General features: G+C 65.9%; 17 protein-coding genes. 6 read left to right on the forward strand and 11 right to left on the reverse strand.

What is annotated here, in order from left to right:
* Positions 1 to 819: 819 nt before the first annotated feature.
* Positions 820 to 2,796 (reverse strand): hypothetical protein, encoded by a 1,977-nt coding sequence (locus tag QX051_RS00005; protein WP_315774567.1) that lies wholly within the window; start codon positions 2,794 to 2,796, stop codon positions 820 to 822.
* A 240-nt stretch (positions 2,797 to 3,036) separates the two neighbouring features.
* On the opposite strand from QX051_RS00005, the gene QX051_RS00010 reads away from it, so the two are divergent.
* Positions 3,037 to 5,349, forward strand: coding sequence for an NADP-dependent malic enzyme (locus QX051_RS00010; RefSeq protein WP_315774568.1), 2,313 nt, complete (start codon positions 3,037 to 3,039; stop codon positions 5,347 to 5,349).
* A gap of 148 nt (positions 5,350 to 5,497) precedes the next feature.
* Positions 5,498 to 5,953, forward strand: coding sequence for a DoxX family protein (locus tag QX051_RS00015; protein WP_315774570.1), 456 nt, complete (start codon positions 5,498 to 5,500; stop codon positions 5,951 to 5,953).
* Positions 5,954 to 5,962: 9 nt separating this feature from the next.
* Here QX051_RS00015 and QX051_RS00020 read toward each other — a convergent pair whose 3' ends face one another.
* The 4 genes from QX051_RS00020 to QX051_RS00035 all read right to left on the reverse strand — a co-directional run bounded on the left by QX051_RS00020 (position 5,963) and on the right by QX051_RS00035 (position 10,184).
* Complete coding sequence (locus QX051_RS00020; RefSeq protein ID WP_315774571.1) at positions 5,963 to 6,523, reverse strand: dihydrofolate reductase; 561 nt, start codon at positions 6,521 to 6,523, stop codon at positions 5,963 to 5,965.
* A gap of 19 nt (positions 6,524 to 6,542) precedes the next feature.
* Entirely contained in the window at positions 6,543 to 7,505 is a 963-nt protein-coding gene (locus QX051_RS00025; RefSeq protein WP_315774572.1) for a polysaccharide deacetylase family protein, read from the reverse strand.
* Between the two features lie 161 nt (positions 7,506 to 7,666).
* On the reverse strand, positions 7,667 to 8,242 hold the full coding sequence (locus QX051_RS00030) for a glutathione peroxidase (RefSeq protein ID WP_315774573.1): 576 nt from the start codon (positions 8,240 to 8,242) through the stop codon (positions 7,667 to 7,669).
* 154 nt (positions 8,243 to 8,396) lie between these two features.
* Entirely contained in the window at positions 8,397 to 10,184 is a 1,788-nt protein-coding gene (locus tag QX051_RS00035; protein ID WP_315774574.1) for a L,D-transpeptidase, read from the reverse strand.
* Positions 10,185 to 10,409: 225 nt separating this feature from the next.
* Here QX051_RS00035 and QX051_RS00040 point away from each other — a divergent pair, with 225 nt between their 5' ends.
* Positions 10,410 to 10,961 (forward strand): CreA family protein, encoded by a 552-nt coding sequence (locus QX051_RS00040; RefSeq protein ID WP_315774575.1) that lies wholly within the window; start codon positions 10,410 to 10,412, stop codon positions 10,959 to 10,961.
* On the opposite strand, the gene QX051_RS00045 is transcribed toward QX051_RS00040, so the two are convergent.
* Positions 10,951 to 11,160 carry a hypothetical protein gene (locus QX051_RS00045; protein WP_315772251.1) on the reverse strand — a complete coding sequence of 70 codons (210 nt, stop codon included), beginning with the start codon at positions 11,158 to 11,160 and terminating at the stop codon, positions 10,951 to 10,953. The two genes, QX051_RS00040 and QX051_RS00045, sit on opposite strands and share 11 nt — an antisense overlap.
* A 376-nt stretch (positions 11,161 to 11,536) precedes the next feature.
* Here QX051_RS00045 and QX051_RS00050 point away from each other — a divergent pair, with 376 nt between their 5' ends.
* Positions 11,537 to 11,929, forward strand: a complete 393-nt coding sequence (locus QX051_RS00050; protein ID WP_315775283.1) for a hypothetical protein — start codon at positions 11,537 to 11,539, stop codon at positions 11,927 to 11,929.
* A gap of 53 nt (positions 11,930 to 11,982) precedes the next feature.
* Here the strand turns inward: QX051_RS00050 and QX051_RS00055 are convergent, their stop codons facing one another.
* Entirely contained in the window at positions 11,983 to 12,756 is a 774-nt protein-coding gene (locus QX051_RS00055) for a hypothetical protein (RefSeq protein WP_315774576.1), read from the reverse strand.
* A gap of 40 nt (positions 12,757 to 12,796) precedes the next feature.
* Complete coding sequence (locus QX051_RS00060) at positions 12,797 to 14,518, reverse strand: type I secretion system permease/ATPase (RefSeq protein ID WP_315772247.1); 1,722 nt, start codon at positions 14,516 to 14,518, stop codon at positions 12,797 to 12,799.
* 177 nt (positions 14,519 to 14,695) lie between these two features.
* Between QX051_RS00060 and QX051_RS00065 the strand changes: the two genes are divergently transcribed.
* On the forward strand, positions 14,696 to 16,381 hold the full coding sequence (locus QX051_RS00065; protein WP_315774577.1) for an adenylate/guanylate cyclase domain-containing protein: 1,686 nt from the start codon (positions 14,696 to 14,698) through the stop codon (positions 16,379 to 16,381).
* Between the two features lie 11 nt (positions 16,382 to 16,392).
* On the opposite strand, the gene QX051_RS00070 is transcribed toward QX051_RS00065, so the two are convergent.
* The 3 genes from QX051_RS00070 to QX051_RS00080 all read right to left on the reverse strand — a co-directional run bounded on the left by QX051_RS00070 (position 16,393) and on the right by QX051_RS00080 (position 18,273).
* Positions 16,393 to 17,739: an HlyD family type I secretion periplasmic adaptor subunit gene (locus QX051_RS00070; protein ID WP_315774578.1), complete on the reverse strand. Its 1,347-nt coding sequence runs from the start codon at positions 17,737 to 17,739 to the stop codon at positions 16,393 to 16,395.
* A 112-nt stretch (positions 17,740 to 17,851) separates the two neighbouring features.
* The gene (locus tag QX051_RS00075) at positions 17,852 to 18,121 is read right to left on the reverse strand and encodes a DUF6719 family protein (RefSeq protein WP_315772245.1); all 270 of its coding nucleotides are present in this window, start codon (positions 18,119 to 18,121) and stop codon (positions 17,852 to 17,854) included.
* On the reverse strand, positions 18,121 to 18,273 hold the full coding sequence (locus QX051_RS00080; protein WP_315712328.1) for a hypothetical protein: 153 nt from the start codon (positions 18,271 to 18,273) through the stop codon (positions 18,121 to 18,123). Before QX051_RS00080 ends, QX051_RS00075 begins: the two co-directional genes overlap by 1 nt.
* A gap of 146 nt (positions 18,274 to 18,419) precedes the next feature.
* On the opposite strand from QX051_RS00080, the gene QX051_RS00085 reads away from it, so the two are divergent.
* Positions 18,420 to 19,700, forward strand: coding sequence for an ArgE/DapE family deacylase (locus QX051_RS00085; RefSeq protein ID WP_315774579.1), 1,281 nt, complete (start codon positions 18,420 to 18,422; stop codon positions 19,698 to 19,700).
* Positions 19,701 to 19,728: the final 28 nt, after the last annotated feature.

The raw sequence follows: 19,728 nt of genomic DNA on the forward strand, positions 1-19,728 counted from the left end.
GCTCGAAATTGCACCGCGCCGAGCCCTCTCACCCCCCTAATTCGGATTCTTGCCCAGCCTCGTCGGGCAAATCACCTTCACATTTCCGGCCATCCCGCCTCGATGAAGAGGGACGGTTCGCGGTCGTCACGAGACGTGAGGCGGGGAGGCGGTGGCCGCAGTCTGTCGCAACGCGTGTGAGCGCGCGGACGAACGGCGGGTTGCGGGCGGTCAAGTCGCGTGGTCCTGACACCCCGATGCTGGTGTCAAGCTCGCGCCGATGCCTTCCGGCATTGCGCGAATGACGGGGGCAAACAAGCCGGTCCCCGGGGAGAGCGCGAAGCAGCCGAAAAGCCCACCGCGCAGGGAATGCCGGATGATCGGCAGCACCTGTGGTACCTGCCGCCTGCATTTTTTTCGCAGGCGGGCCATGGGTGAGGCCTTCACCCGGCATTCCCTGCGCCGTCTTCGAATGAGAGAGGGCCGAACGACCGGACGAACTCGGGTGGAGAAAGCCGCGAGATCGTGGAGGCGCGGGTTGAGTTCATGCGCATGAATCGGCGACATGGTGAGAGCGGACGTCATGGGTCCCGCGCGGTCCTCACCGTCGGCGCCGATGTCAGCCCATGCGGAATCCCTCCGTCGTCATTCCGGGGCGCGCGCAGCGCGAGCCCGGAATCCATACTCCCGAACAGTAGTTGGTGAAGAATGTCGTGCGTTCAGGCGTCTCGATCCTCGCGCAGAGTCGTGACTATGGACTCCGAGCTCGCGCTGCGCGCGCCCCGGAATGACGGAGGAGAGAGACGGGTACTCGCTCCTCCTTCCACGTCACGGCTCAAGTTACGGCGCGGTCTGCGCCTCGATCTTGAACTGCGCCAGCGCGCTCGGCGGGTCGATGGCGATGAGCTGGGCGAGCTGCAGGGCCGGGACCTTGGCGCGCGGCGAGAGCTTCAGCGTGAAGGTCTGGTGCGGCCGCTCGACGAAGCGGCTGATGGCATCGACGGCACCGGCGACATCGACGTTGTCGGCCGCGACCTGCGCGCCGATCGCCTTGATGCTGTCGACCAGCGCCTTGCGCGCCGCGTCCCGCGTGATCGCATGACCGCGCGCATAATTGGCGACGAGCACGTCGACCGCGCCGAGATCGCGCAGGGTCAATTCCAGCCCGCTGGCCTCGATCTGCGCCGCGGCCGTCGTCGCCTGCTGCAGGTCGATGGTGAACACGTCGCGCGGCACCTGCGACAGCGACATGCTGGCCGAGGCTGCGATGAGGTTGCTGACCTCGAGCTTGAACGGTTGAAGCGCGAACGCGCCCGAGCTCTCGGTCCACCCGAGGCCGAGATCGGCGTCGAAGGCGGCGGTGTCGATGCCGGCGACCAGCAGCGGCAGCAAGGCCGGATTGGACGCATCGAGCGGTCCGGCCATCTTGGCGACCAGGTGTGCCTGGGTCGGGATGGGACCGACGAACTGGCCCCAGTCGAGGCTGAAATTGTCGATCTGGACCGGCTTGGTGCTCGCCTTGTAGGACGTCGTCAGCGCCTTCACCTCGATGCCGCCGATCAGCTTGAACAGCGCCAGGGCTTCGGCCGGACCTGGCTTGGCTCCCGGTACGGCGAATTTGGCGGTGTGGCGCAGCAGGCCGCCCATGTCGAAGCGCTTCACGGCGAAGCGGCCGAGCTTGACCGGTCCGTTCGGGGTCCGGCCGTCGAAGCCCTCGAACGCGACGTCGCCCCTGCCGTCGTCGAGGTCGAACCGCGTCAGCGCGACCTTGACCGGGCCGTCGGGCGTCTCGACCGCCAGGCCTTTGACCTCGACGTTCTTGAACAGGACGCCGTCATAGATGCTGGCCACCTTGTCGATGAGGTCCGGCGTCATGGCGCTCGTTCGCGGCGAGGTCGGCGTCAAGGCGGCGACCAGCGCCGGCAGTTGGATGCGCGACGGCCGCACGCCGAACTGGTCCATCGTGAGGCTGTCGATGTGCATGCGCATGCCGAGATCGGACGTGATCTCGTAGAGGCCTGCCCCGGCGACGCCGCTCAGGCGGACGACACGATCGTCGGTGGCGGACTCGGGCGCGAGCAGAGCGACGATGGCGTTGACGTCGATGTCCTTGGTCACGACGTCGAGCATGCGGCCGCGCACCGTCTCGACCTTGCCGTTCGGCGGTTGCGCCGCGGTGCTGAAGGTGACCTCCTGGATCTTGTAGTTGCCGATGCGGCCGCCCTTGATGTCGTCCACCACCAGCCCGGAATAGCCGAACTCGGTCGGCCCGACCGAGGGGCCGCCTTCCATCGTGCCGGTGACCCGCGGCACCGTGGCCGAGGTGGCGCTGATGGTGGCGAGCTGTTGGGCGAGCGCGCGGGAGGTCTCGAGCATGCCGGCGCCGGCCGGGAGCGCGGCGAACCGCGCCGGGCCGGCATAATCCTTCACCAGCAGTTGCGGCAGCTTGTAGCTCAGCCGGAGCGGCGACGGGCCGGGGATCTGGCCGGCCATGGCGATGTCGCTTATCTCGATGCTGGCGGCCGTGACATGCTCGGAATCAGGCTGGCTCAGCCCGGTCGCGGTGATGGTGCCGAGCGTGACGCTGGCCGGCGGCTGGGCGGCCGATTCGAGCTTGACGTCGGCGATGGTCAACTTGCGGCTCCAGAGGTCGAAGGCGACCTTGCCATGGGTCGCCGTGGCGCCGCTCTGCCGGATCTGGGCAAAGCTGGCCTCGACCTCGCGCTCGGCGCGGCTCTGGGCGTACCAGGGCACGCCGACGAAGCCGGCGACGGCCAGCGCGGCAGCCGTGAGAATTCCGATCAGGATACGGGTCATTTGATGTGCTCCGCCCAAGGCTTAGGCAGCAAGTGATGATGGTCTCAATGAAATCGATGGAGTAGGGATGTGCTTCTGCGAACTGGGGAATCGCTGGCCCGGGATGCCGGCGAACATGGTTTCGGATGTTGCATGAAAGCCGCCCAACGTGCATCACATGCACTTCCACCGGCCGGAAAAACCGACGTCTGACCGAGACTCAAGAGACCAAAAATCCGGGTCGGAAACGCTGGAGCACGTATGTCGTCGTCCTATTCTGAAGATCTTCGTTCCGCAGCCCTGGCCTATCACCGGCTGCCACGGCCGGGCAAGCTGGAGATCCAGGCTACCAAGCCGCTCGCCAACCAGCGCGACCTGGCGCTGGCCTATTCGCCGGGCGTTGCCGCCGCCTGCACCGAGATCGCCAACAGCCCGGCCGAGGCTGCCACGCTGACCGCGCGCGCCAACCTGGTCGCCGTCGTCTCCAACGGTACCGCCGTGCTCGGCCTCGGCAATATTGGCCCGCTGGCGTCCAAGCCGGTGATGGAGGGCAAGGCGGTCCTGTTCAAGAAATTCGCCGGGATCGACGTGTTCGACATCGAGATCGCGGCCGACACGATCGATCGGGTGGTCGAGACGGTCGCGGCGCTGGAGCCGACCTTCGGCGGCATCAACCTCGAGGATATCAAGGGACCGGAGTGCTTCGAGATCGAGGCGCGGCTCAAGGAGCGCATGAAGATCCCGGTCTTCCATGACGACCAGCACGGCACCGCGATCATCGTCGGCGCCGCGATCAAGAATGCGCTGTCGCTGGCCGGCAAGCAGCTCTCCGAGGTCAAGATCGTGACGTCGGGCGCCGGCGCCGCCGCGATCGCCTGCCTCAATCTGCTGGTCTCGATGGGTGCGCAGCGCAAGAACATCTGGGTCTGCGACATCGACGGCGTCGTCCATGAGGGCCGCAACACGCTGATGGACCCCTGGAAGGCGGTCTATGCGCAGAAGACCGACAAGCGGACCCTGGCCGAGGTGATCGGCGGCGCGGATATCTTCCTCGGGCTGTCCGCCGGCGGCGTGCTGAAGCCGGAGCTGCTCAAGCAGATGGCCGAGAAACCGCTGATCATGGCGCTCGCCAATCCCAACCCGGAGATCATGCCGGAGGAGGCGCGCGCGGCGCGGCCGGACGCGATGATCTGCACCGGGCGTTCGGACTTCCCGAACCAAGTCAACAACGTTCTCTGCTTTCCGTTCATCTTCCGCGGCGCGCTCGACGTCGGCGCCACCGCCATCAACGAGGCGATGAAGCAGGCGGCGGTCGACGCGATCGCGCAGCTTGCCCAGGACCCGCCGTCGGACGCGGTCAGCCGCGGCTTCGACACCGGCGAGACGCAGGGTTTTGGTCCGGGCTCGCTGATCCCCTCGCCATTCGATCCGCGCCTGATCCTGCGCATTGCGCCGGCGGTGGCGAAGGCGGCGATGGAGTCCGGCGTCGCGACGCGGCCGATCACCAATTTCGACGAGTACACCGCGCTGCTGGAACGTTTTGCGTTCCGCTCCGGCCTGGTCATGAAGCCGGTGTTCGCCAAGGCGAAGACGCAGCCGGTCCGCGTGATCTATGCCGAGGGCGAGGACGAGCGCGTGTTGCGCGCCACCCAGGTGGTGCTGGAGGAGAAGCTGGCGCGGCCGATCCTGGTCGGCCGTCCCAGCGTGGTCGAGGCCCGCATCAAGCGCTTCGGCCTGTCGATCAAGGCCGGGCGTGATTTCGACCTGATCAACCCCGAGGACGATCCGCGCTACCGTTCTTATGTGCAGAGCTACATCGAGGTCGCGGGACGGCGCGGCGTGACGCCGGATGCGGCGCGCACGGTGGTGCGCACCAACGCCACCGTGATCGCGGCGCTCGCCGTCGTCAGGGGCGAGGCGGATGCGATGATCTGCGGCGTCGAGGGCCGCTACATGAGCCATCTGCGCCACGTCCGTGAGATCATCGGCTTCATGCCGGGGGTCAGCGACTACGCGGCGCTGGCGCTCACCATCACCAGCAAGGGCGCCTATTTCATCGGCGATACCCAGGTGCGGCCGGATCCCACGGCCGAAGAGCTCGCCGAGATGGCGTCGCTCGCGGCCAACCACGTCACGCGATTCAACATCAAGCCGAAGATTGCCTTCGTCTCGCATTCCGATTTCGGTGGCTACGACACCGAGTCCTCGCGCAAGATGCGGCAGGCGACGGCATTGCTGAAGCAGCATCGTCCCGACCTCGAGGCCGACGGCGAGATGCAGGGCGACACCGCGCTGTCGGCGACCGCGCGCAAGGCGATCCTGCCGCATTCCGATCTCGAAGGCTCGGCCAATGTCCTGATCATGCCGAATCTCGACGCCGCCAACGTCGCCTATCAGATGATCAAGGTGCTGGCGGATGCGGTCCCGGTGGGGCCGATCCTGATCGGCCCGGCGCGCCCGGCGCACATCCTGACGCCGTCGGTGACGGCGCGCGGCATTCTCAACATGACGGCGGTGGCCGCGGTCGAGGCCCAGGAACGGGCGGGGAGGGCGCAGCCGACGCTGTTTGCGTGACGTTGTTGGCGTGATCGAAGTGTGGCGGAATTCGTCCGGTTTCGGTCGTATTCCGCCCGCCTTTATTGTTGAAAAGCGTTCGCGACGTCACATATCCGGCCCGGTGGGCCGGCGACACATCGTTTGAAGTTGATCCGTGAGGGCGAGAATGCCGGGTTTCATTACATTCGGGCGCGTTCTGTTCGCCGTGATCTTCATCTACACGGGCGCGACCAAGCTGTTCGGCATTCCCGCCACCGCCGATCTCATCGCCGCCAAGGTCACGATTCCCACGATGCTCGCGCCCTATGCGGCGCAGCTCGAGGCCGCCGCCAGGATGCCGATGCCGCAGATCCTGGCGATCGCGGCCGGCGCGTTCGAGGTGCTTGCCGGCGTGATGATCGCGCTCAACTTTCTCGGGCGTTTCTTCGCGGCTCTGATGATCGTGTTCGTCGGCGCGACCATCTTCTACTTCCATGACTTCTGGAACCAGGCCCCGCCCGACAACGCCAAGACCCTGATCGACGCGCTGAAGAACCTGTCGATCATCGGCGCGCTGTTCATGATCTTCGGCTACGGCAAGGGCCCGAAGGCACCGGAGCAGAGCGCGTATGGAGACATCTAGAGGGGAGCCTCAAGCGGTGCGTTTCCAGGCGGTCACGCTGACGTCGTGGGCGGGATCGAGCATCAGCTGATTGGCGGGCGTGTAGCCGTGGGCCGTCAGCACCTGCTGCGGCGAACGGTCGGGACCGATGCCGGGAAAGCACGGCACGCCGCCGGGCAGGGAGACGTGGGGCGCGAGCGACAGGAAGAAGGTCTCGTAGCGGTCCATGAACATCTCGAACACGACGGGGCCGCCGATCACCGCCACCGTGCCAGAGCTGACGCCCGCGGCTTCACAGGCGGCTTCGAACGAGGCACCCGCCGGATTCCAAAGGGTGGAGAGCGGCTTTTCCGGATCCGGCGCCAGCCCCGCGACCTTGCCGGTCACGACGATGCGCCGGCGCTTCGGCGAATTCGGCTGGTCCTCATAGGAGTTGCGGCCGTGGACGATCAGATCGGCGCCATCGAGGGCCTGGGAAAAGAATGCGGCGTCGCCGGGAAATTTCAGGGCGGGCGGCATCGCATTGCTCGCGTCGGCCAACATCCCGTCGGCCGACACGATCACGTAACCTTCGAGACGAAGCTTGGTCACTGACGAAAGGAATCCTGTCTCATTCGGACACTGTCGTCACAACGCTCGAGACCGGCCGTTGGCTCACCGTCGGCAGCTTCGCGACCTTGCTGAGCTGCTCGTCATACTGCGGCAGCGACTGCACCGGCGCCTTGGCGCGCATCGCGACCACCTTGTAGCCGCCGGCCTTCAGGCGGCGCAGCAGCTCGGGCAGGGCCTCGGCGGTGTGCTTGTGGAAGTCGTGCATCAGGATGATGCCCTTGCCGAGCTTGTCGAGCTTCTTGAAGGTGACGTCGATCACCGCCTGCGCATTGCGCGCCTTGAAGTCGAACGAGTCGAGATCGCAGGAGAAGATGCCGATGTTGCGGGTGCCGAGATAGGTCACGATCTCCGGCGGATGCTGCAATGCCGGGAAGCGGAAGAACGGCGCCGGCGAATTGCCGCCGAGCGCCCATTTCACGGCGCTGATGCCGAGCTCGATCTCTTCCTTGCGTTGATCCTCGGTCAGCTTCTTGTTGGTCAGCGCCGCGTGCGACCAGGTGTGCGTGCCGACCGTGTGGCCGGCATTGTAAACCTGCTTCAGGATCTCCGGATAATAGGTCGCATGCTTGCCGATGATGAAGAAGATGCCGGTGGTGCACTGGTCGGCGAGCGCCTTGAGCACGCTGGGCGTGTTCTCCGGCCATGGGCCGTCGTCGAACGTCAGGACCACTTCATGATCCTTGAGGAAGTCGAGGTCCTTGAAGTGCTCGAAGCCGAATCCCGGACCGCCTGTCGTGTCGATCTCGACGGTGCGGCCGACGCCGAGCGCCTCGGGGTTCATGCAGGGTGCGCGCGGCGGCTGCGTCTGGGCGGCGACGGCGGGAACAGGGGCCGGTGGGGGAGCAGCAGCGGCCGGGGTCGGCGCCGCCGCCGTGCGCTGCGCCTGCGACCAGGCCGCGCCAGACGTCAACAGCGAAGCCGCCAAAGAACTCGCGAACACCAATCCTGCTGCAATCCGCATCGTGTTTCCTCGGGGTTGTTGCAACGGGAGCGCCAGCGTCGAGAGTCGCTCCGTCATCCGGTTGGGGATACTAGCCCAGCTGCCGGATGGGCGCCAAAAGGAAACGAGGCAAAAAAACGGGGGAAGTTGCCGGCTTCCGCCGCATTCCTGCCGAGTGTTGCTCAGCCGTCCGCCAGCAGCCGGGCGACCGCGGTCTTGACCCGCGTATCCGTCGGCTCGACCGAGGAGGCGAACACGTCGGCGATGTAGCCGTCACGGCCGATCAGATATTTGTGAAAGTTCCAGCGCGGCGTCTCCTTGGGCCGCGCCTCGGCGGCCCAGCGGTAGAATGCGTGGGCGTTGGAACCGGTGACCACCGCTTTTGCGGTCATCGGGAAGGTGACGCCGTACTCCTTGTTGGCCAGCTCGGCGATGTCGCCCGCGATCCCGGGCTCCTGGTTGAAGTCGTTGGAGGGGACCGCGATGATCGCCAGCCCGCGCTCATGGAACTCGCCCCACAGCTTCTGAAGGCCGGTGTATTGCGGGGTATAGCCGCACTGGGAGGCCGTGTTGACCACCAGCACCGGCTTGCCCGCGAAATCGGCGAGCCGGATCGGCTCACCGGCCAGCGCGGGGAAGGAGAAGCGATAGGCGGTCATCTTGCTCACCGCATTGTCGGCATGAGCGGCCTGCGACGTGAGCGTCGCGCCCGACAACGAGGCGCCGATGCCGAGAACAACCATCCTGCGATCGATCATGTGAATCTCCCTGAGCAGAGCCAGCCCCGTCAGCATGAATGTGCCCGCGCTCGACCGGCCGCTGCTTGAACGGCCGCGACGTGGCGCTGGATCAGACTGCGTTCCGGCACGGGATACCCCTGCCGTGGGGCGGAAAGAGGGACGTCGTCGGTCGTCAGCGCAGCGAAAGGATGAACTCCGTGCCCTCGCCGGTTTCGCCCTGGTTGATGCCTTGATCGGAGACGATCAGCGAACTTCCGGTCGACAGGGCTTCGCCGAGCCACGCCATGACGTCGGCGGGAATGGTGATGCGATCGAGCGCCTCGGCTGCGCTGCTCAGCGGAACGACCTGTTTCAGCTCGGCATCGGCGCCCGCGGACCTCTTACCGCGCCGGGCCGCCTTGGCCGCGACATCGGTCGCCGCGGCGCTCCGCGCCGAGGAGGGCAGCGAGACGACCGACCAGCGCATCGTCGCCGGATCGGCCTTGTCAGCCGTCGCGGTGAACACGTGGGTGCCGAGCGGCTTGTCGCCCGGTGCGATGGTGACGGGGGTGTTGAACACCGGAGCGAAGTTCTGCCGCACGTACAGCTTCGAATCCTTGCGGCTGATGAAGATCGCGATCTGGCTGTTGCGCTTCAATTCGGGCTTGGGCGCAATCGGCTTGTCCGGCGCGGCAACACGCGACTGATCCTTGGCGAGATCGTTGGGGTCGACTGGCTTCGCCGGTGCCTCTGCTGCCACTGGAGGCGGCGACGCAGGCTGGTCCGCGATCGCGGCGTCGGCAGGCTTGGACTCTGCCGACTTGGACTCAGCAGGCTTGAGTTCGGTTGAACCGGTGGCTTCGGCATTCGCCGACGCCTCAGCCGGCTTCTCGATAGCCGGAGCGGCCACCTGCGCAGCAGTCGTGGGCTGACCCGCCGGAGCGACGTCGCTGGGGGCAGACTTGGCCTCGTCCTGCTGCTCGATGCTGGCCGCGGCCGGAGCGCCTGGCTTGGCCTCTGCTTCGGCGGTCGCGTGCTCAATCATGGTCTCGGCGACACTGGGCTTCAGATCGGCAGCATCGCTCCGAACCTCCGCCGCGGGTGAACGCGGTGGTTCGGCGCTTGGCGAAGCGTCCGAGATCTTCGGTGGCAGCCCATTGGCGTTGCTGGCATCGGCGGTCCGCACCTGGCCCGACGCGGTTGGCGATCCTTCGAAGCGGGGGCTCTCGGCATGACCGATCGTGGCGCGCAGATCCGTCGTCGCGACTGTAATCGCGGTGGTGACGGCGGTGCCCTTGTCCGACTTGATCGCTGCGGGCGCAGTCGCATCGGGGTGCACCGATGCGCTCGGCTGCGGCGCCTTCAGTGCAGCGAGCATCGGATGCGAGAAACTCGCAGGAGCCACCTCGCTCGGCGTGACCAGGACCCGGGATCCCATCCGCGTCCAGCCATAGATGCGGGTTGCAAAGCTTGCCGGCATGCGGATGCAGCCATGCGACGCCGGGTAGCCCGGCAGCACGCCCGCGTGGAGCGCGACGCCGGACCAGGTGATGCGCTGCATGAACGGCATCGGGGCGCCGCTGTAGATATTGGAGCGATGGTATCTCTGCTTCTGAATGACGCTGAACACGCCCATCGGCGTGGAATGCCCCTTCATGCCGGTCGACACGGGTGCTTCCGCGAACAGGCCGTTTGCGTCGTAGACCTTCAGCTGCTGCTTGTTGATCGACACCGCGATCGTGACCGGCCCTTGCGGCTTGGCAGCCTCCTTCTCGGTCTTGGTCAGCATCTCAAGGTGGCGCGCCTTGGGCTTGCGCGGAGCGGCCGGGCGTACGGTCGGAGCAATGGTGATGGGCTGCGCGTCGTTCCAGTAGTAATAAGACGCTGCGCCAGCCTGTGAGGTCACTGCTATGGCAAGCGGGACTGAAACGATTGCTGCACAATAGAACCGCCCCCTGGCGGCTGCACGAACGCAGAGCATTCCGGCAAATCCTCAAGAACCATCTGGTCTTTAGTGTCGCAGACGGAGTCTGCGTTCACCAGCTTGGGCTTCTGCCCTGCGTGATTTCGTTCCAATCGTAGCAGAAAAGCCTCACATCCCGTTAAACGGGTAGTGGAAGGTCAGGGGCTGGAGCGCCTTCCTTGCAGGCATTTGTGTCCCTACATGGGCGGTATGCCGAGCATCGGCGGTACAACGGAGACCGACATGTCGTTCAGAGCCACCAAATGGTTTGATCTGTGGCTGAAAACCCTCGTTTGCCTACTGCTTATCGGATTGTCCTCGCCTGTGATCTCAGCATACGCCGCAGACGAGCCGGATCTGATCTTCCGTCGGTCGACCGTGTTCAAACTGCTCAGCCCGAATGACAAGCTCGCGACCTATGGCGTTGATGATCCAGAGGTAGAGGGCGTCGCCTGCCACTTCACGGTGCCGCAGAAGGGCGGCTATGCCGGTTGGCTGGGCCTGGCCGAGGAGGTCTCCGACATCTCGCTCGCATGCCGGCAGATCGGCCCGATCAGGTTCAAACGCAAGCTCGAACAGGCAGACGACATGTTCCGGCAGCGACGGTCGCTGTTCTTCAAGAAGATGCAGATCGTTCGCGGCTGCGACGCCAAGCGCAACGTGCTCGTCTACATGGTTTACTCAGACAGGCTGATCGAGGGATCGCCGAAGAACTCGACCTCCTCCGTTCCGGTCATGCCTTGGGGCAAAGCCGACGACGGCGTCGTCCAGAAGTGCGGCGATTTCATTCAATAAGGGACTTGCCAAGAGACGATCGGCTGCCGAAAGCCTTGCCGGGCAATTTGTGCTTGGCAGGATCGTGGCAGCCGATCAGCCGCACCAGGCTCTGTGGCGTCGAGCCGGCGTAGCTCTCGGTTCGCTGCTGCGCCATCGGTGCAGCCAGGGAGCTGCGGCGTGATACCTTCGGTTTGGGTGTGTGCGAGCGCTTGTCCATGGTGACCCCGAGGGAGCAACGTCGTCTCCCAACGCGCCGCGCGCTGCTGGGTTGCCGTGGTGAGCTGGGAGGTTCTCCCTGCCGGCCACAGTTAATGTAAGGTCGTTAAGAAGCTCGCCATCGGCAGAATTGACGGCTGCCCCGGAGGGCGCTGGCTCGCCCAAGGCAAGTGAAACATTCTTCTGCTTGGGGTTTTAGATCACTCTCGTTTTGATTGTATTTTGTGTCGTCGGGTCGGTCGCGATGAAACGAAGCGGCGGGGCCATGAAACCATTTTGGGCCTGTGCCGCAGGCCGCTTGAAACGTGAAGCGGATATGAAACCGATGCTGGCGTCAGCGACATGCGAATCGTGTCGTCCGGGCCCGCGTGGATGACATGACGAAAAACAAATACCAGCGGTCCACCATGCGTTTTCGACTGGGTGCTGCGGCGCTTGCCGTGCTGTCGTGCCTCTTCTGGTCCTCCGTCGAGGCGCGGATAACGACCCGATTGCCCGAGCTGCGCAGCGAGTTCGTACGGCAATGTGCGCCTCGTATGCTCGACCGGTGGGCGCATCCTGAAGCTGTCTGCTCCTGCCTGCATGATCATGCGGCCGCGATGGTGGAGGATGCCGACTTGCGAGAGGCGCTGCTGCGCGGCATCAGTGAGACCGGCGTGCCGACCATCGAGACCGATTGGGTGCCCGCGCCGAAGCAGGCCGAGATCGGTCCTACGTTCACCAAGATCGCGAAGCCTGCCCTGCAGTGCATGTTCGATCCGGCCAACTGATCAGCCGCCGGACCTGACGTCGATCAGCGTCCATCGCCCGGCGGTGCTGGTTGTCAGTCCAGGCCATACTGCGACATCAATGACTGCACCTCCGGCCGGCGCATGATGCGCGAGATCCGCGTGCTGATGGCGTCGTCGTCGCTGTGCCTCGACGATCTCGCACTCGGCTTGGGAGCAGGGCGGGCCGCTGACGCATCGGCACTCGTCGGCTGATGCCGCGCAAGTGCAGTCTTTTCGGCGGATGGCAAGGTCGCCGCTTTCGTCCGCGTCGTCTGCGTGGGCGCCGCGGCCGTCAGACCGGGCTGGGTCGGCGCGGCAGCAGGAGCGACTGCGGGGACGACGGCCGGTGAAGCTGCGGCCGTGGCGGGCGGCGTCGCGGCCGGTGCCACAGGGCGTGTTTCAGTGGTGGCCGCCACGGGGGGAGTTGCGAGCACGGCATTCGACGCCTTGGCTGTTTCGGCAGCGGGCGCGGCGGCCGTGAGTGAGTTGGTACGCGATTGCAGCAAAGCCCCCTCAGGGGCCGGGACGGGCGCGGCCAATGCGGTGAGCGTCGATGCTGGCGCCGAGATCGGCGTCGGCGGCTCGATTACCGGAAGCGGGGCTGCGATCGAAGTACCGCCCGAGGCGGCGGACTCGCTGACGATCCTTTCACTGCTGTCCGGCGCCGGCTGCTTGATGTCGCCGGGGACGTTGAGAGCTTGGGTTTGCGCGTGGGCCAGCATCTGACGCGCGGTCATCGGTGTCTCCGCCGAAGCCGACATCGGCAGCAGAACGGCGGTCGCGAGCGCCAGCTGGAGTGTCCGTGCGTGCGATGTGAACTTGATCATGGCTGGCTCCTTGCGGGGTGCGATCTGCATTGGGGTCCGTTCAGGCCGCGGCGCTGGCCGTCGCCCGGTCGTGGGCGACGACGACACGCTGGCCGCGCATCTTGGCGATCACCTCGTCGCGCGGGCCGCATGCCAGCGTCTTGCCGAAGGCCATCACCATGATGCGGTCAACATGCGCCAGAAGCTGCGGACGGTGCGTGACGACGATCACGGTTCGGCCGGCGGCCTTCGCCTGGGCCATGGCCTGCGCCAGCGCCCGCTCGCCGTCCTCGTCGAGGTTCGAGTTCGGCTCGTCGAGGATCAGGAGCCGCGGATCGCCGTACAGCGCGCGGGCCAGGCCGACGCGCTGGCGCATGCCGCCGGACAACGCCACGCCGCCTTCGCCGATCGGAGTGTCGTAGCCGTTGGGCAGGCGCAGGATGACCTCATGCGCGCCGGCGGCCTTGGCGGCAGCGACGACGGCGGCCTCATCCACCTTCGCAAGCCGGGCGATGTTGTCGGCGACGGTACCTGAGAACAGTTCGATGTCCTGGGGCAGGTAGCCGATATGCTTGCCAAGCCGGTTTGGGTCCCACTGGCTGTAGGCGGCACCGTCGATACGGATCACGCCTTCGCGCAGCGGCCAGACCCCGGCCATGGCGCGCGCCATGCTCGACTTGCCGCTGGCGGAGGCGCCGACGATCGCGAGGCTCTCGCCGGCCTTGAGCGAAAAGCTGACGCCCTTGACCGAGGGGCGACCGGCCGCCGGCGGCCACACCACGGCGTTCTCGACGTCGATCTCGCCGCGCGGCGTCGGCAGCGCGGTCGGCGCAGCCGTGACCGGCAGCGCCTGGAACAGCTCCTCCAGCCTGCGATAGGCGGAGCGGAATGCGATGATGCGCTTCCACTGGCCGACGACCTGCTCGACCGGAGCAAGCGCGCGGCCCATGATGATCGACGTCGCCATCATCGCGCCGGGCGAGATCTGCTGCTCGATCGCGAGCCAGGCGCCGATGCACAGCAGCGAGGTCTGCACCGCCATGCGCGCGAACTTGGTGACGGAATGCATCGCCGCGCCACGCTCGACGAGGGTGCTGTGGGCTTCGACCATCGCCGACTGGCGGCAACTCCAGCGGTCCATGACGATGTCGCCCATGCCGAGGCCGCGCACGACCTCGCCGTTTCGCAGCGCCGCCGCGACGAAACGCGAGGCCTCGTTGGCCAGCGCGTTGGTGCGCTCGACGCTGGCGCGCGTGTAGAATTCGGTGAGCAGCGCCAGCGAGAACAGCACGATCGCGCCGAGCAGCGAGAGGATGCCGAGATAGGCATGCTGCAGAAAGCACAGCGCGACGAACACCGGCGTCCACGGCAGATCGCAGGCGATGGCGGCGGTGCCGCTGGAGATGCAGTCGCGGATGGTCTCGGCGTCACGGATGATCTGCTGGCCGAAGCGATGCCGCGGCGACAGCTCCGCCTTCATCATCGTCTCGAACAGCGGATGGCGCAGCGTGCCTTCGAACTGCACGCCGGCCCGGGCCAGAACGCCGGAACGGGCGAATTCGAGGACGCCATACAGCACCAGGAAAACACCGACGATGAGCGTCAGCATGACCAGCGTGCCGAGATTGCGGCTGGTGAGGACGCGGTCGTAGACCTGCATGGAATAGAGGGGCGAGGCGAGCATGCTCGCATTGATGAAGAGGCTGAGCACGAAGGTCGCGGTGAGCGCGGGAAAGCAGGCGCGGAGCGCGGTTCCCAGCGGGCTTCGGGTGGTGCTCGTCATGTCGGATCCCCTTGCGATGGTGCTGGAGAACTTCGCCTGGGGCGCCCGTCGTCGACCGTGATAGACCTCACATAGCTCGAGGCTGATCTGCCAGCGCTTGAGTTGGCCGGTTGCAGCCGCTACCGGATGGATCAGCCGTGCTCAGATTTCGCAGCTTGCCTGAATCACAGTGACCTCATGCCTGCCGTAACGTCCCAGAACATCCGGCTCGTGTCGGGCCTCGTCCTGTTTGCGTTCGCCGCGACGCATTTTCTCAACCATGCGGTGGGTCTGTTCAGCCTCGAGGCGATGGACGAGGTGCAGGAATGGCGGCTGGTCGTCACCCGATCGTGGCCGGGGATGATCGTGCTGGCGGCGGCATTGCTCGCGCATGCCGTGCTTGCTTTCGTCAAGACGGTTCAGCGCGGCACGTGGCGGCTGTCCTCGTGGGAGCTTGTTCAGATCGCCACGGGATTTGCGATCCCGCTATTGTTGCTGCCGCACGTCATCGAGACCCACATCGCTCATGCGCTGTTTGGCGTTCAGGATGGCTACCTCTATGCGCTGGCGTTGATGTGGCCCAAGGCGGCCTGGATTCAGACCGCGCTGCTGCTGCTGGTCTGGATCCACGGCTGCGTCGGCCTGCATCACTGGCTGAAATTCCGGAGCTGGTACCGCCTCGTCCAGCCGCTGCTGTTTGTCCTCGCCGTCGCGGTGCCGATGGCGGCGCTGATGGGTTTCGTGGTGTCCGGGCGCGCCGTCGCCGCGTTGCTCGGCAATCCCGGCATGGCCGAGCAGATGCGCCAGGTCACCCATTGGCCGAGCGAACTCGACGGGAGGTGGATCGCCTTGCTGCAAATTTCGGCGCAGATCGCAGTCGTCGCGCTGCTCGTTGCAGGCGTGACGATCATCGTGTTCCGCTACGTCGCGTCGCTCGCGTCGCCGAAGATCGTCATTGCCTTCACGGGTGGCGCGACGGTGCGGGCCGCGGTCGGTCCGACGCTGCTGGAGATCATCGGCAGCAACGAGCTCTCGCAGCGGTCCGACTGCGGCGGCCGTGCCCGCTGCGGTCTTTGCAGCGTCCGGGTTGATGAAGGTGCGGAGACGCTGGCGCCGCCCGGCCACGCGGAGCGCGTCATGCTCGCCGACTTGGCGGCTCCGGCGAATGTGCGGCTGGCCTGCCAGATTCGTCCGGCGGCGCCGCTGACGATCACGCGTCTCCTCGGCGGCGATCAAGCGGAGAGGGCGCCCCTCGTCGACCACCTTCCCGCCGAGCGCCGTGCGGTATGCCTGGTCCACGTCCGCGTCCGTCCGGTTGCCACCATTGCGCGCGACCGGCTGCCCTCCGACCTCGGGTTCATGATGAACGAGATCTTCGGCGCCATTGGCAGGGCGATCGAAGCCCATTCCGGGCGCATCGACCGCTTCCTCGGCAATGGCGTCCTCGCCGTCTTCGGTGAGGAGCAGGGAGCAGAACAAGGCTGCCGCGATGCGCTGCAGGCGATCGGCGCCATGGACGTGGTCATGGACCGCGTCAACGAAAAGATCGCCGCGGAGATCGGTCGGCCCGTCGAGTTGACGATTGGTGCTCACCTTGGCGACATCGTCGTCGGGCAACTGACCTTTGGACGCACATCGCAGGTGGCTGTGCTCGGGCTCGGGACGGAGTGGCCGGCGCGTCTGGCTGAATTGGCGGAGACCAGAGGTTGGCAGCTCGCGATGTCCGGGGGCGTAGCGACAGCTGCCGGCCTTGCTGATCTGGATGGAGCGACACGTGAGAGGCTTGCCGATCCGGAGCAGGGCAGCGAGCTGGACGCCATCGGCGTGCGGCGTGCCCGCGACCTTGCTGTCGTCGCGGGCGCGCCACCGGTGCCGTCGGCCTAGGTGCTCTCGGCTCATTTCTCACGGAACGTCTTGGCGAGCGTGTTGAGCAGCGGCCCGACCAGATATTCGAGCACGGTGCGCTCTCCCGTGGAGATGATGACGTCGGCCTGCATGCCCGGCAGAATCTTCTCGGCGATCTCGGGCGGGATGGTCGAATAGTCGATCACGACCCGCGCCGAGTAGTAGCTCTGCTTGTTCGCCTCGTCCGACATCGCATCCGCCGAGACGCTCGAGACCTTGCCGAAGATCGTCGGCGTCGTGCGCGAGGAGAAATTGGAGAAGCGCACCTCGGCCCTCTGGCCGATGGCGACGCTCTCGATGTCGCGCGGCGAGACGTGCGCCATCACGTCGACGCCTTCGCCGACCGGGACGATCTCGGCGAGCGTATCGCCGGGCTTCACGACGGCGCCCACGGTGTGGACTTTCATGTTCATGACGATGCCGTCGCGCTCGGCGCGGATGTCGACCCGGCGCAGCACGTCCTCGGCGATGACGAGCTTCTCGCGCAGGTCCGACAGCTTGGCACGGGTGCCGTCGAGTTGCTGGCCGACTTCGGTCAGATATTTCTGCAGCGTCTGATCGATCTGCAGGCGCGTCTGCGCCGCCGTCTGCGTCAGCCGCGCCACGTCGGCCTGCGCCTGGCCGAGATCGCCTTCGACGCGGGCGCGCTCGCGTTCCAGTTCGAGGAACTTGTTGCGCGGATAGTAGCCTGCGGCGACCGCCGGGCGCACATTGTTCATCTGCGTCTCGAAGCTTGCGAGCTGCGCGGAGAGCGCGGCGCGCTGGCGGTCGCGGCCGGCGAGCTCCTGCTGCTGCTGGGCGATCTGGGAATTGAGGATGTTGATCTGGCTGATCAGGCCATTGCGGCGCTCGATGAACAGCCGCTGCTGGTCGGCGATGGCAAGCGCCGCCTCCGGCACGTTCTGGCGGTTGAGCAGCGCGTCGGGAAACGTGATCATCCGCGCATTGCCGCGCTCGGCGAGCAGGCGCGCTTCCTCGGCGAGTGCGGCATCCATCTGCTTGCGCAGGAGATCCGTGTTGGCCTGTGCCTCGGTCGGCTGCAGCCGGAACAGCAGGTCGCCGCGATGCACGGCGTGAGTCTCCTTGGCCAGGATGTCCCGGATGATTCCGCCCTCACGGTGCTGGACGACCTTGTGATCGCCGGAGACGGACACGGTGCCCGGTGCGATCGCCGCGCGATCGAGGGGGGCGTAGGCGGCCCATACGCCGAAGCCGCCGAACACCAGCGCCACCGAGAGATAGCCGAGCAGAGCGTAGCGGCTGAAATCGGCCTTGACCGGCTGCGGCCGGTCGGCCGGTTCGAAGAAGCCGTGATCCTGCACCGCTGACATCGACATGCTGCGTCCCCGCTTGTCCACGGGCAGGAGCATCGTCGATGCGCGGCTACGGGACTGTGCGGAAGGTCACGCGCCGGAGGTCGGCGGCGAGAGCCGCATCAAACGAGATCAGCTACTTCTTCTTCGGCCCGAAGCGCGGCACGCATTTCGTGGTGCGGACAATACCGGTTTCGGCCATCTTGGACCCGGAGACCTCCTTCACCTGGCCGGCGGGGCAGGTGCCGTCATCGACCAGCACGCGCTGGCCAAGCCGGAGATCGGTGACGTCCTGCTCGCGCCCGACATATTGCGCCTGCGCGGGTGCGGCAACCAAAAGCAAGAGACCGAGGACGCCGAGAGGGCGGGCTGCAACATTCGCGAACGAGGAGATTTGAGAACGCATCACTTTCCTTCGATCTTCAGGCCGTTGGGCCCGATATTGATCTGGACACCCTCCGGCTGCTTCTTGGCCTGATAGAAATTGTAGCCGAGCACGATGATCGCCGCGCTGAGAATGCCGAGGAGGAAATAAAGGATATTGCGGTGATCCGACATGCCAAATTCCAAAGTATGTTGCGGTCATTTTCGTATGCGCGAATGTACGGGCGGCCTTGCGATTCTGAAAGCAGCGGCGAATCCGGTGCAACTCTGCATGAGATTGTGATTTGCTGCAGCCATCGGCAATTGGAACCTCGACAGGCATGATCACCCAGGACATTACGCAGCGCATCGTCGACGCCGTCGATGCCGACTTCGACCGGCAGCTTGCGACCACGAGCGACTTCGTCGCCATCCCCTCGACCCGCGGCGCCGAAGGGCCGTGCCAGGACATGTTCAGCGATCTCCTGCGCTCGCGCGGCTACGAGGTCGACGACTGGCACATCGATCTGGACGATCTCAAGGAGATGCGCGGCTACGGCCCGATCGAGCACGATTTCTCGAAGGCGCGCAGCGTGGTCGGAACCTACCGGCCGGCGACGTCGGCCGGGCGATCGCTGATCCTGCAGGGGCATTGCGACGTGGTGCCGGCCGGTCCGCTCGACATGTGGGAGACGCCGCCGTTCTCGCCGGTGATCCGCGACGGCCGGATGTATGGCCGCGGCGCCTGCGATATGAAGTCCGGCACCATCGGCGCGCTCTATGCGCTCGATGCCATCAAGGCTGCCGGCTTCAAGCCGACGGCGCGCATTCACATCCAATCCGTCATCGAGGAGGAGAGCACCGGCGTCGGCGCGCTGTCGACCCTGCAGCGCGGCTACCGCGCGGATGCCTGCTTCATCCCGGAGCCGACCAGCGGCAAGATGGTGCGTTCGCAGGTGGGCGTGATCTGGTTCCGCCTGAAGGTGCGCGGCTTCCCGGCGCATGTGTTCGAGGCCGGCGTCGGCGCCAATGCGATCCAGGCGAGCTATCATCTGATCCATGCGTTGGAGAAGCTCGAGGCGGACTGGAACAAGCGCGCCAAGAGCGACCGTCATTTCAAGACGCTCAATCATCCGATCAACTTCAATCCGGGCATCATCAAAGGCGGCGACTGGGCCTCGAGCGTGCCGGCCTGGTGCGACGTCGATTGCCGCATCGCCATCCTGCCGGGCTGGTCGGTCAAGGACTGCCAGAACGAGATCCTCGCCTGCGTCGCCGCGGCTTCGCGCGATCATCGCTTTCTCTCCAACAATCCGCCGGTCGTCGAGTGGTCGGGCTTCCTGTCCGAAGGCTACGAGTTGACCAATTCGGCCGAGCCGGAGGCGGCGTTCGGCAAGGCATTCACCGCCGTCTACGGCGGCGAGGTCCAGGATCTCGTCTTCACGGCGCTGACGGATACCCGCTTCTACGGGCTCAACTACAACATCCCCAGCCTCTGCTTCGGCGCGACCGGCGCCGCGATGCACGGCTTCAACGAATATGTCGAGCTCGACTCGCTGCGCCAGGTCACCAAGACCATGGCGTTGTTCATCGCGGAGTGGTGCGGGGTCGAGAAGGCCTGAGCTGAGCGGCGGTACGATCGGACTGAAG

The organism is Bradyrhizobium sp. SZCCHNR1053 (genome assembly GCF_032381235.1).
In the GTDB taxonomy this organism is placed as follows: Bacteria; Pseudomonadota; Alphaproteobacteria; order Rhizobiales; family Xanthobacteraceae; genus Bradyrhizobium.